The sequence below is a fragment of the Rhizobium sp. CB2179 genome (assembly GCF_057653455.1).
The window spans coordinates 239,566-252,188 of the sequence record NZ_JBYGKR010000002.1; the positions used below are offsets into that span (position 1 = coordinate 239,566).

Genomic DNA, 12,623 nt, shown 5'->3' on the forward strand with positions numbered 1-12,623 from the left:
CGACAGATGCCGAAAAGGCATCAATGCGCACGAATTTTGATGCTTTTCAAAGCGCATGGCAATGGCTCAAATTCCCTCAAAAGGGAGCCACTAAGGTCTCCCTCGGCCACAAAAGGGGAACTGCCGACCATGTTGAAAGCACAGACGAAGATGCAATTCCTGAGCTGCCTCGGCCTCGCCTCGATGCTTGCGGCTGCCTCACCGGCGCTTGCCCTCGACAAGGTGAGCTACGGGACGAACTGGCTTGCCCAGGCGGAGCATGGCGGCTTCTACCAAGCCGTCGCCGACGGCACCTATGCAAAATACGGCCTCGACGTCACCATCGTCCAGGGCGGCCCGAATGCTGCAAACAGCGCCCTATTGATCTCCGGCAAGCTCGATTTCTACATGGGCGGCCCTCAGGGCGAGATATCCGCCGTCGAACAGGGCATTCCGCTGGTCGATGTCGCCGCGATCTTCCAAAAGGATCCGCAGGTACTGATCGCCCATCCGGACAACGGCGTCGACACGTTCGAGGACCTCGCCAAGCTGAAAACGCTGTTCCTCAGCAAGGACGGCTATCTCACCTATTTCGAGTGGATGAAGGCCAACTTCAAAGGCTTCAAGGACGAGCAGTACAAGCCCTATAACTTCAGTCCCGCCCCCTTCCTCGCAGACAAGGAGTCTGCCCAGCAAGGGTACCTGACCTCCGAACCCTACGAGATCCAGAAGCAGGCAGGCTTCGAGCCAAAGGTCTTCCTGCTCGCCGACAACGGCTACTCACCCTATTCGACGATGATCACGACCACGCAGGCGACGATCGATGGCAAGCCCGACGTCGTGCAGCGCTTCGTCGATGCCTCGATCGAGGGCTGGTACAATTACCTCTACGGCGACAACACCAAGGCGAACGCGCTGATCAAGAAGGACAATCCTGAAATAACGGACGGCCAGATCGCCTATTCGGTCACCAAGATGAAGGAATACGGCATCATCGAATCCGGCGACAGCCTGGACAAGGGCATCGGCTGCATCACCGACGCCCATTACAAGAAGTTCTTCGACGAGATGACTGCTATCAAGGTCTTCAAGACCGACACCGACTATACCAAGGCCTTCACGACGAAGTTCGTCTGCAAGGGCGCCGGAATGGCGCTGAAGAAATAAGCCTCCCAGGCCAGGTCCGCCGCTCGTCTGGCGGCGGACCGCACTCCTTCGATAAATGAGCGAGAAAATGTCCCTAGCCGAAACCAAGGCGGCGCCTTCCAAGGAGGCGAGAAAGCGGCCACTGGTCGTCATGCAGTCGGTGTCGAAGGTCTTTTCCAGCGGCACGACAGCGCTCTCGGGCATGTCGTTGACCGTCGAAAGTGGCGAATTCATCAGCCTGCTTGGCCCCTCCGGCTGCGGCAAGTCCACGGCGCTGCGCATCATCGCCGGCCTTGGCGACATCACCGCGGGCAAGATCGACTGGCCGAGTTCACGGATCAATTCCAAGGGCCTGCCTGAAGGTGATATCGGCTTCGTCTTTCAAGAGCCGACGCTGATGCCGTGGAAGACCGTTTTCGGCAACGTCTACCTGCCGCTGAAACTGCGCGGGATCTCCAAGGCGGAAGCCCGCGGCCGGATCACCGAAGCGCTGGCGACCGTCAGCCTCCAGGATTTCGCCGATGCCTATCCGCGCGAACTCTCCGGCGGCATGAAGATGCGCGTGTCGATCGCCCGCGCGCTGGTGACCAAGCCGAAGCTGCTGCTGATGGACGAGCCTTTCGCCGCACTCGACGAGATCACCCGCCAGAAACTCAACGACGACGTGCTGCGGCTGTGGAAGGCGACCGGCATTACGGTGATCTTCGTGACGCATTCGGTATTTGAATCCGCTTATCTCTCGAACCGCATCGTGGTGATGAAGGCGAGGCCCGGCCGCGTGCATGCCGATTTTCCGCTGACCACCAGCCTTGAGCGGGATTCGCATTATCGAACCTCGGAACAATATCGGCAGGCCTGCGAAAAAGCGTCTCGTTCGCTGATCGAGGCGATGGGCGGATCGGAGGATCACTGATGAGCGTCGAAAGCATCGAAACCGCAGAAGCCGCATCTCCGCCCGGCTCCCGACCGGCGAACGCCCGGCGGCGTGAGTTAGCCCTGCGCATTGCCGTGCCTTTCCTCGTCATCACCGTGCTCATCATCGCCTGGGAGCTTTACGTGGTGCTCTCGGACGTTCCGCCATACATCCTGCCCGGTCCCGGCGCGGTGGCTGCGGCCTTCATCAATGATTGGGGCACGCTGGCGCCGGCCCTCTGGGTCACGACCAAGATCACCTTCATCTCGCTGATGCTGGCGCTGATTGGCGGCGTGGGGTTTGCAATCTTCCTGGTGCAATCGCGCTGGATCGAGATCGCCTTCTATCCGCTCGCCGTTATCCTGCAGGTGACGCCGATCGTGGCGATCTCGCCGCTGATCCTGATCTACGCTCCCTCCACGCAGGTCGCGCTTCTCATCTGCGCCTTCCTCGTCGCGTTCTTCCCGATCCTTTCGAACATGGTGCAGGGCCTGAAGAGCGTCGACCATAATCTGATCAACCTCTTTGAGCTCTACGGCGCCTCGCGCTGGCAGACGCTGTTCTTTCTCAAACTGCCTGCCGCCCAACCCTATTTCATGACCGGTCTTCGCATCGGCGGCGGCCTCGCACTGATCGCCGCCGTCGTCGCCGAATTTGCCGCAGGATCCGCCGGTGCCGGCTCCGGCCTCGCCTTCCGTCTGCTCGAAGCGCAGTACCGGATGAACATCCCGCGGCTCTTCGCCGCCCTCTTGATGCTCTCCATGCTTGGCGTAGCGATCTTCGGCCTCACCACCCTCATTGCCTGGCTGAGCCTTCATCGCTGGCATGAAAGCAGCATCAAACGGGAAAACTGATGACCTATTCCTTCATATCCCCGCCGAATGCGGCCCGCTTCGTGTTGAGCAACGCGACAGTGCCCGCCGTCACCGTCGAGCATGTCGACGTGCCGGTCACCGAAGGGCTGGCCACGGTCGATATCGTCATCAGCGACGGCATGGTTGCCGCCATTCGGCCGGCCGGCGCCGCACCCGCCGATTATGCCAGGATCGATCTCAAGGACGGCATGGTGTGGCCGTGCTTTGCCGATATCCATACTCATCTCGACAAAGGCCATATCTGGCCGCGCCAGGCCAATCCCGACGGCAGCTTCATGGGCGCGCTCGATGCCGTCAGGGCCGACCGGGAAGCAAACTGGTCGGCCGCAGACGTCAAACGGCGGATGGAATTCTCGCTCCGCTCCGCCTATGCCCATGGCACCAGCCTGATCCGTACGCACCTGGACTCGCTTGCGCCACAGCATCGCATCTCCTTCGAGGTTTTTGCCGAAATCCGGGATGCCTGGAAAGACAGGATCGCACTGCAGGCGGTCGCTCTCTTCCCGCTGGATGCCATGGCAGACAGCGCCTTCTTTGCCGATCTCGTCACAACAATCCGACAGAACGGCGGCCTGCTTGGCGGCGTCACCAGGATGGGGCCGGAACTGGTCTGGCAGCTCGACACGCTCTTCAGGACTGCCTGGGAGCATGGCCTTGATGTCGATCTGCATGTCGACGAGACGGATGATCGCGGCGCCGAGACGCTGAAGGCAATCGCCGAGGCCGTGCTGCGCAACGGGTTCGAGGGCAAGGTCACCGCCGGCCATTGCTGCTCGCTCGCCCGCCAGGACGAAGACACCGCCGCGCGCACCGTCGAATTGGTCGCCAAGGCGGGTATCGCGGTCATCGCGCTACCGATGTGCAACATGTATCTGCAGGACCGCTATCCCGGCCGCACCCCGCGCTGGCGCGGTGTCACCCTGTTCAAGGAGCTGGCCGCAGCCGGCGTCGCGACCGCGGTCGCATCCGACAATACCCGCGACCCCTTCTATGCTTATGGTGATCTCGATCCGGTGGAGGTTTTCCGTGAGGCCGTGCGGATTCTGCATCTCGACCATCCGCTCGATACCGCCGCCCGCGTCGTCACCACCTCGCCCGCCGCCATCGTCGGACGGCCGGACAAGGGCCGCATCGCCGCCGGCGATCCGGCCGATCTCGTGCTCTTCAGCGCGCGGCGGTGGAGTGAATTCCTGTCCCGTCCGCAGTCTGACCGCGTCGTGCTTCGCCGCGGCAAGGTGATCGACCGCAGCCTGCCGGATTACCGTGAACTCGACAACGTCGTTGGAGCCTGACATGGCCGATTATCAAAAGATCAAAAAGGACCTCGAAGGCATCGCCGTCGAGGACAATCCAGCGCTGGTTCGCCAGAAGAGCCGGGATTTCTACTGGTATTCGCCTGTACTCAAAGCTCAGCTCGACAATGTGACGGCCGATCTCGTCGTCACGCCGAAGACCGAGGAAGAGGTTATCCGGACGCTGAAGGTCGCCTTTGCCCATGGCGTGCCGGTCACGCCGCGCGGCGCCGGCACCGGCAATTACGGCCAGGCCATGCCGCTTTCCGGCGGTATCGTGCTGAACCTTGCCGCCATGGACAAGATCAAGGAGATCCATCCCGGCCGTGTCGTCTGCGAACCGGGCATCGTTCTTGCCCAACTCGACAAGCAGACCAAGGCCCATTCCGGCCAGGAGCTGCGCTTCCACCCCTCCACCGCCCAGACGGCGACGGTCGGCGGCTTCATCGCCGGCGGTTCCGGCGGCGTCGGCTCGATCACCTGGGGCGGCTTGCGCGACCTCGGCAACATCCTGCGCCTGCGCGTCGTCACCATGGAGGCCGAGCCGCGCGTGCTCGATCTCACCGGCTGGGATCTGCAGAAGGTGAGCCACGCCTACGGCACCAACGGCATCATCACCGAGATCGAGATGCCGCTTGCACCTGCCTATGACTGGGTCGATGTGCTCGTCGGTTATGACGACTTCATGGAAGCGGTGCGCTTCTCCGATGCGCTGGCGAAATGCAACGGCATCCTGGTCAAGGAGATCGCGCCGATCGCCGCTCCCATTCCTTACGACTATTTCGCCCGCCACAAGCCCTACATCCGTCAGGGCCAGTCGATCGTCGTGCTAATGATCGCGCCGCACTCCATGGATGCCTTTCTTGCCTTCACGGCGGCGCAGAAGGGCGAGATCATGTTCCGCTCCGACAAGGTGGAAAGCATGCGCGGCATTCCGCACGCCTACGAGCTTGCCTGGAACCACACGACATTGCGTGCGCTGAAGGTCGATCCGAGCTTCACCTATCTGCAGGTGCAATATCCGGGACCGGATCATGTCGCCAAAGTCCGCAAGATCGTCGAAATCTTCGGTGACGAAGTACCGGGTCATCTCGAATTCATCAAATTCGACGGCCAGATCCAGTGCTCCGGGCTGCCGCTGGTGCGCTATACCACCGAAGAGCGGCTGGAGGAGATCATCAAGATCCATCAGGACAATGGATGCCCGATCTTCAACCCGCACCGCTATACGCTCGAAGAAGGCGGCATGAAGCGCACCGACGCGGTGCAGCTCGCCTTCAAGCAGGAAACCGATCCGAAGGGCCTGCTCAATCCCGGCAAGATGATTGCGTGGGACAATCCCGATTTCGATTTCAACGCCGGCAACAACTATCTCTTCCCGGGCCTGGCAGCCGTCATGGAGGCTTCATGAGGGTTCTTGTCCTCCACTCTCACCCGGTCGAGGAAAGTTACGGCAAGGCGCTTTACCGGCAGACCGTCAAGAGCCTTGAGAGGGCCGGGCATATTGTGGACGCCTGCGACCTCTATGAAGAGCAGTTCGATCCGGTGCTCTCACGCCACGACCGGCTCGTCTATCACGACTATCCGGAAAACCTGAAGCTGGTGGGATCGCACGTCGAACGGTTGAAGGCGGCCGAGGGGCTGGTGATCTGCACCCCGATCTGGAATTTTGGCTTTCCGGCGATCCTGAAGGGATATTTCGACCGCGTCTGGCTGCCGGGCGTCTCCTTCGAGCTGGTTAACGGCAAGGTGGAATCGCGGCTGCGCCACATCCGCAAGCTCGCAGCCGTCCTGACTTACGGCGCAACGCCCTTCCGGGCCTTCGCCGCCGGCAACCCGCCAAAGAAAATCGTCAAGCGCGTGCTGAGGGCGCAGATCAATCCGGTGAGGCCGGTGACGTTCCTCGCCCATTACGACATGAACAATTGCACGCCGGAGACGCGGTCAAAATTCCTCGCCCGCGTCGGAGGCGCGATGGAGCGATTCTAGAAAATTTTCGCAGCCGTCACTTCGACCTCGACGAGGAATTCCGAGCGGGTAAAGCCGCCGATAACGAGCAAGGTGGAAACCGGCTTCGGATCGAGCGTATAGCGATCCCGCACGGCCATATAGGCCGGGAAATCCTCCCGGCGGATGACGAAGCCCGAAATGCGGATGACGTCGGCAAAACTCATCTCCGCCTCTTCGAGGATCGCCTTGATCGCCTCGAAGCAGAGTTCCGCCTGAGCCGTGATGTCGCTCGGAACAGTATCGTCGAGACCGATACCCAGCTGGCCCGAGGTGACGAGCAGCGCTGCGCCGGGCGGCACCAGCAGGCCGTGATTGTAATTCCCAAAAGGCCGGCGCACCGAGGCCGGATTGAAGATCTTCTTCATCGATCGCTCTAGAATTCTTATAGGTCCGTAGATCCCGCGACCCTACAGGATGCGGCGGGATATGAGAATATCGCTGCCGCTCATGATAAGTTGCGAGGAATGATGTGGGACAACCCGCCGCGGAGGGGCCGAGGATCGTCCAGGCGCCAGTTCAATATCCACGGTACTTAGTCTGATGTCCGCCGCGCTTCATCTTTGTATCACGCGCCGCGAGGCGACCAAGTGGATGGGGCTGTTGCCTTCAAAGGCTCGTCCGCTGCGCTGCCCGTCCGCTGCGCCTCTGTCGCCGTCCAATTGAAACTGATTGACCAGATCCCGCAGCCGGCCTGCCTCGGAGGACAATGAGGCAACGGCAGCTGTCGATTGTTCGACCATCGCTGCATTTTGCTGGGTCGCTTGGTCCATCTGATTGACGGCCGTGTTGATCTCGGCAAGTCCAATCGATTGCTCGCGCGCCGATGTGGCAATCGCATCCATGAGTTGGTTAATCTGTATGACGTATTCACCGATCGACTTGAGCGACGTTCCGGTTTCGAGAACCAATTTCACGCCATTTTCCACATCGGTTGACGACTTTTGAATAAAGCCCTTGATCTCCTTGGCCGCTTGAGCGGCGCGCTGGGCGAGCTCACGGACTTCCTGGGCGACAACGGCAAAACCCTTGCCCGCCTCACCCGCACGGGCAGCCTCAACGCCAGCATTCAGCGCCAGGAGGTTCGTCTGGAAGGCGATTTCATCGATTGCACCAATGATGTTCGAAATCTGCTGTGAACTGTCTTCGATGCGGCGCATGGCCTGTTCCGCCTCAGAGACGACCGTTGCCGACCGCTGGGCACTGATATCGGCTTCTTTGGCCACGTTGCGTGCCTCGTCGGTGCGTTTGGTCGACATCGTCACATTCGAGGTGATCTCGTCCAAGGCTGCAGCCGTCTCCTCGAGAGAGGCAGCTTGTTGTTCAGTGCGTTTGGAAAGATCCTGCGCGGCAGATGCAATTTCACCGGTACCATTGTCGATGCTGTGTACCGTCTCGAGCACGGCGCCGATGGTCGCACCCAATTGCCGGAGCGAAGCGTTGAAGTCTTCGCGCAAGGCTTCGTATTCGGCCGCAAATTGCTCCGAAAGCTGGAAGGAAATGTCGCCTGCTGCAAGCCGCCGGAGGCCTCCGCCCAATGTCGTGGTCGCGAAGCGCAACTGTTCTGCCTCGCGTTCGGCGCGCTGTTGGGCTGCGGCGCGCGCTGCTTCGCTCTCGCTGCGGGATTCGGCGGCTTCCTTCTCCAGCCTGACGACGTTTAGGGCATTCTGACGGAAGATTTCAACCGCGCCGGCCATTTCGCCGACTTCGTCGGTGCGACCGGCATAGGGAATATCACTGTCGAGATCGCCATCCGACAAGCGCCTCATGGCCGAAGCGATGCTTCGGATTGGGTTAGCAATGCCCGATATCGCAAAGAATATGCCGGCAACGGCAAGAAGCACGGCCAGCGTTGCGATCGTGGCCGTCAGCATGAAAGCGGATTGTGCGGAAGCACCGCTCGCGGCCACGAAACCTTCGGCCTGGCCGAGAATGAAGGCGACCAGATCTGCAACCGCCTTGTTCATTAGCTCGGCTTGTGGCTCCATATTTTCCTTGAGGAGACGGATTGCTTCAGGCGTCTTCCCGTCATTTTCAGACGCGATCATTTGCTCTGCAAGCGCGCGATATTTGGCGAGTTCCGGCTTGATCTGATTGATCAGTTCGCGCCCCCGCTCGGTGCGGACGCCTTTTTCGTATTCGCCAACAACTGTGTCGAGCGCGGCGCCGGCTGCATCGATTTTTTGCTGTCCGACATTCCGCTCCTCCGCTGTATCCTCCAGGAGATACTGGGCATAGACCAATTTCAGGTCGAGGAAGTCATCCTTGATCTCCCGGGCCGTCACAAGCCGCTGCATCCAGAAGGTCCCGATCTGCTCGGTATTGGCACGAAGTGTCGAAATCGTGCTCAGCGAGATATAGGACAGGCCAACCATGAACAGACTGATGATCGACAGCTTTAAGATCAGGGCTTGTTTGATGCTCGGGCGCTTCATGCGGGTCTCCTCGAAGGTCTGGAACGACCGGCATGCCGGCTGATGCAAGATCTCGCGCCAGATTCAATAATTTAGTATTAACTAAACAATGATCCCGCTCTTTTTCCTGAAATCTTCTGAGCAGATCCATACTTCCGCGATTAATTAAACGACATGCGACTTAAAGTTCCTGGAAATCCAAGGAAATAGCAGCCATGGCGAGCGAAAATGGCAGCTCCATCAGGTCTCGATACCAAGAATGAATCGATCTCCATTGACCCGGCTTTGGACATCAATCGCCGTCAGGGCAACGTCGATCCGCTCACGCGCCGTCCTGCCGTCCGCGACGAGAGATCCTGACGGGCAAGGCGGAGCTCTGCCGATCGATCATGGGGCTTTGCCAGATTGGCTTTCAGAACCTGAGGTTATCGAAGCGGGCGCCCCGGCGATCGAAGACCTGCCGGTGTTCGGCTATGTCGAAGCCGATGTCGTGACCGCGTTGATGGCCTTGAAGCCGCACCCGCCGGGCGCCGTCGAGATCGCGCTGATTGCGACGCGACCCGAATATCACGGTCGCGGCGCCGGACGCCATCTCGTCGATGCGGCAGAACGTTTCGGCCACGAAACGGGTGCGCGGCTGCTGACGGTCAAGACGCTCGCCCCGCGCGGCCGCGACGAACCGCAGTTCGAGGCGACGCGGCGCTTCTATGACCGGAACGGCTTCGTGCGGGCTGAGGTCTTTGCAAAGCTCTGGCACGAGGACCATCCATGCCTGTTCATGGTCAAGCCGCTCGCTGGTGTCCAGGTAGGTGAGGCTACGCTTTGAGACGACGGGATTTTCTGCTTGGCGCGCATTTGCAATAACTGGCGCGCAGGGCACCCGTCTCTGCGCGCGGTGGACGATAGGAGCTAGTGGCGCCCCTCCGGCAGCGGGCAGGCTTCGCCGCAGCCGCCGACGCCCGGCAGGTTATAGCGCAGGCAGCAGACTTTCCGGCGCACGAATTCGAGCCCGCATTGCTGGCGCGCAATGCGGATCATGCCGAACATCGGGTTGCGCCCGCCGCCCGGCCATTGAGCTTCTTCCAGCAGCGCCAGGCCACCTTCGACGAGGAGGGGCTCATGGCGATGAGCGATCTCCTTCAGAATCCAGGAGAGATAGGCCGCGACATTGTTCCAGAGAAGCTTCGGCGCGACGCCGGCATTGGCGGCGATCGCCGCGATGACGGGCTCGGCGTGACCGAGCATCAGCCGGTGAAGCTCGCCGGCCGGGTCAGTCGTCACCTCGGGCCTGCCGGACATCAAGAATGCTTCCGGTTCGCCTGTCTGGTCGGTACAGACGAGCGATAGGCGGTCGATTTCTAGCGGCAGCCCGATGTGGTGCACGAACAAATGGACGCTGGGGGCGATGGTCAGCATGCTGAAGTAGTAGAGCGTCCACATCGAGACGATCGCACGACGGTCGCTGCGGGGAAATTTTTGCGCATACCGGCCAATGATCTCGTCGAAGATCGCCCGGTCGCAAAGATCTCTGCAGGAAACGACGATACCCGTCTGCGGCGGGGAATCGAGCAGCTTGCCTCGGCAATAAGAGAACGGTCCGTCGCCCACCAGTCCGTCGAGGTTGACGGTCTGGTGGGCGACAGGATGGTCAGCGATCAAGGTCGGGCGCTGGAGCGCCCCGTTTGTCTCCATTGCCGTGCCTTACCACCGGTATTTCAGGGTGCCGGTAATGTTACGGCCCTGGCCGAGATAGCAGAAGCCCTCATTGCAGACAGTGTCGCGTTCGTCGGCAATGTTGCGGATATTGAAGGCGGCCGTCAGGCCCTCATATTTCTTGTCGACCGCGCCGAAATCATAAGCGGCGGACGCATCGACGTAGAAACCCGAAGGGTTTTTCGAAGTATTGGCGGTATCCGTCCAGTTCTCGCTGACGTAACGGACACCCGCGCCGACCGACAGCCCGTTGAACGGATTCATTTCCTGGAACGTATAGTTGGCCCAGAGACTTGCGACATGCGATGGGGTCACAGCCGGCGTGTTGCCCTCGTTTTCACCACCTCCGGTCACCTCGGAATGGTTGTAGGTGTAGGCTGCGATGAGATCCAGGCCATCGGCGACTGCCGCGCGGGCTTCAAGCTCGATGCCCGTTCCCGTCACCTCGCCGAGCGAGTTATAGGCAAGGGTCAGGGGATTGGCCAACACCGGCTTGTTCTTTTCGACGATGTGATAGGCGACCGCCGATAACAGGATATCGGTGCCGGGCGGCTGGTACTTCACGCCAAGTTCGTATTGTTCGCCCTCCGTCGGCTCCAGGATCTTGCCGGATGCCGACCGGTTGGTCACGGGATCGAAAGAGGTCGCATAGGAAACGAATGGCGCGATGCCGTTGTCGAAGCGGTAAAGCGCGCCGGTCTGCCAGGAGAGGGCATTCTTGCTGACGTCTTCGGAGGCGTTCAACCCCAAAGAGGTATAGGTCGTGTCACGCGTCTGGTTCACCCAGGTCTGGCGGCCGCCGAGATTGAAGCGCCAGTTGCCGGCCTCGATCTGGTCCATGGCGTAAACACCGACCTGCCGCATGTCGGCATCGGCTACGATGAAGTTATAGGCCGGCGTGGCGCCTGACACGCCATAGGTCGGATTGGCGATATCGAAATCGAATGCCGGGTTGACGGCGCCGATGCCGTAGCCCCAGTTCGACTGGAGATTGGTGTAGTCGAGCCCGAAGAGCATCGTGTGGGCAATCGGGCCTGTATCGAACTTCGCCTCGAGCTGGTTGTCGACCTGGAAGACGTTCATCTCGTCCCGGATCGAGCTGGCGTTGCGATGCGCGACGGTCCCGGTCCAGCTGGAAACGCCGAGGTAGCGAGCGCGAAGATCGAGATGCGAGTAACGCAGGTTATGCCGGAACGTCAGGCCGTTGTCGAATTCATGCTCGAACTGATAGCCGACCTGCTGCTGCTTGACCTTCTGGTAGTCGTAATCGGGATCGCTCTGCCTAATGTCGAGTATTCGGCCGTCCAGTGTCGTGATCGCGCCGACATTGGAGTCGGTCTCGTCGGCCTGCACCAGACCGTACAGCGTGAAGGTCGTGCCCTCGTCAGGTTTCCAGGTAAAGGACGGTGCCAGGAAATAGCGGTCGTCGGCAATATCGAAATTGGTGTCGCCGTGACGGGCAAGGCCGACGATGCGATAGAGAAAATCGTCATTTCCTTCGCTGATCGGCCCGCCGAAATCGAACATCGCCTGAGCCCGATCCTTGGTGCTGTAGGAGATACCGACTTCGTGGATCGGCTCTTCGGTCGGAAGCTTCGATATCTTGTTGACGAGGCCGCCCGGCGATCCGGAGCCGTAGAGAACGGATACTGGTCCCTTGATCACCTCGACGCGCTGCAACTGATAGGGATCGGTGCGGAACATGCCGTAATTGATATAGGGTTGACGCAAGCTGTCACGGTAGTCGCCAACCGTCGTAACGTTGAAGCCGCGAATGAAGATCTGGTCGAAGCGCGGATCGAACCCGTTCGGTCCGGTTGTCACGCCGGCCGAATAGCGCACTGCCTCGATGATGCTCTGGGCGCCACGCTGCTCGATTTCCCTCTCCGTGGTCACCGAGACCGAACGCGGCGTCTCGACGAGCGGCGTGTTGATCTTGGTCGCGGCCGAACTGTTCTTGGCAGCAACGGACGTCCGGTCGGACTTGCTATCAGAGGATGCACCTTGAATGACGATCGGCTCCAGCGTCGTCGCGCTGCCATCTGTCGATGCGCTCTGAGCTAAAGCCGGCGATGCTGCAACGCCGATCAGGAGGATCGCTGTCGCGACAAATAGGCTATCGTTATAAATTCGCGATACATTATTAGAAACATTCAAAAAAACACGCGCCATTGCTTGGTCCCGACACCACCGATGCGGGCGGAACCTATGGAGCGAAATTGGCCCTGTCAACATAAGATGATTATTTAAATCATCTATTAATCTGCAAGAATCCACGCTTTCG

10 protein-coding genes and 1 pseudogene are annotated in these 12,623 nt (G+C 60.2%); 7 read left to right on the forward strand and 4 right to left on the reverse strand.

All coding sequences use genetic code 11. The features are described from left to right. Positions 1-129 precede the first annotated feature (129 nt). From AC244Q_RS25220 to AC244Q_RS25245, 6 genes are all read left to right on the forward strand, one after another. Complete coding sequence (locus tag AC244Q_RS25220) at positions 130-1,146, forward strand: ABC transporter substrate-binding protein (protein ID WP_128406654.1); 1,017 nt, start codon at positions 130-132, stop codon at positions 1,144-1,146. A gap of 67 nt (positions 1,147-1,213) precedes the next feature. Beyond that, positions 1,214-2,038 (forward strand): ABC transporter ATP-binding protein, encoded by an 825-nt coding sequence (locus AC244Q_RS25225; RefSeq protein WP_012755149.1) that lies wholly within the window; start codon positions 1,214-1,216, stop codon positions 2,036-2,038. After that, positions 2,038-2,892 carry an ABC transporter permease gene (locus AC244Q_RS25230; RefSeq protein WP_017996126.1) on the forward strand — a complete coding sequence of 285 codons (855 nt, stop codon included), beginning with the start codon at positions 2,038-2,040 and terminating at the stop codon, positions 2,890-2,892. The genes AC244Q_RS25225 and AC244Q_RS25230 overlap by 1 nt, the downstream gene beginning before the upstream one ends. Continuing rightward, the gene (locus AC244Q_RS25235; RefSeq protein ID WP_017996125.1) at positions 2,892-4,205 is read left to right on the forward strand and encodes a cytosine deaminase; all 1,314 of its coding nucleotides are present in this window, start codon (positions 2,892-2,894) and stop codon (positions 4,203-4,205) included. Before AC244Q_RS25230 ends, AC244Q_RS25235 begins: the two co-directional genes overlap by 1 nt. Position 4,206: 1 nt before the next feature. Then, positions 4,207-5,616 carry an FAD-binding oxidoreductase gene (locus tag AC244Q_RS25240; RefSeq protein ID WP_128406653.1) on the forward strand — a complete coding sequence of 470 codons (1,410 nt, stop codon included), beginning with the start codon at positions 4,207-4,209 and terminating at the stop codon, positions 5,614-5,616. After that, a complete protein-coding gene (locus AC244Q_RS25245) occupies positions 5,613-6,194 on the forward strand; it encodes an NAD(P)H-dependent oxidoreductase (protein WP_128406652.1) in 582 nt (193 codons plus the stop codon). The genes AC244Q_RS25240 and AC244Q_RS25245 overlap by 4 nt, the downstream gene beginning before the upstream one ends. On the opposite strand, the gene AC244Q_RS25250 is transcribed toward AC244Q_RS25245, so the two are convergent. Next, on the reverse strand, positions 6,191-6,580 hold the full coding sequence (locus tag AC244Q_RS25250) for a RidA family protein (RefSeq protein ID WP_012755154.1): 390 nt from the start codon (positions 6,578-6,580) through the stop codon (positions 6,191-6,193). The genes AC244Q_RS25245 and AC244Q_RS25250 overlap by 4 nt on opposite strands. A 189-nt stretch (positions 6,581-6,769) precedes the next feature. Then, positions 6,770-8,647 carry a HAMP domain-containing methyl-accepting chemotaxis protein gene (locus tag AC244Q_RS25255; RefSeq protein ID WP_012755155.1) on the reverse strand — a complete coding sequence of 626 codons (1,878 nt, stop codon included), beginning with the start codon at positions 8,645-8,647 and terminating at the stop codon, positions 6,770-6,772. Positions 8,648-9,015: 368 nt separating this feature from the next. On the opposite strand from AC244Q_RS25255, the pseudogene AC244Q_RS25260 reads away from it, so the two are divergent. Further along, positions 9,016-9,452 (forward strand): annotated as a pseudogene (locus AC244Q_RS25260) (GNAT family N-acetyltransferase). An 83-nt stretch (positions 9,453-9,535) separates the two neighbouring features. Here AC244Q_RS25260 and fhuF read toward each other — a convergent pair. Continuing rightward, complete coding sequence (gene fhuF, locus AC244Q_RS25265; RefSeq protein ID WP_012755156.1) at positions 9,536-10,318, reverse strand: siderophore-iron reductase FhuF; 783 nt, start codon at positions 10,316-10,318, stop codon at positions 9,536-9,538. Positions 10,319-10,327: 9 nt separating this feature from the next. Next, entirely contained in the window at positions 10,328-12,511 is a 2,184-nt protein-coding gene (locus AC244Q_RS25270; RefSeq protein WP_012755157.1) for a TonB-dependent siderophore receptor, read from the reverse strand. Positions 12,512-12,623 lie beyond the last annotated feature (112 nt).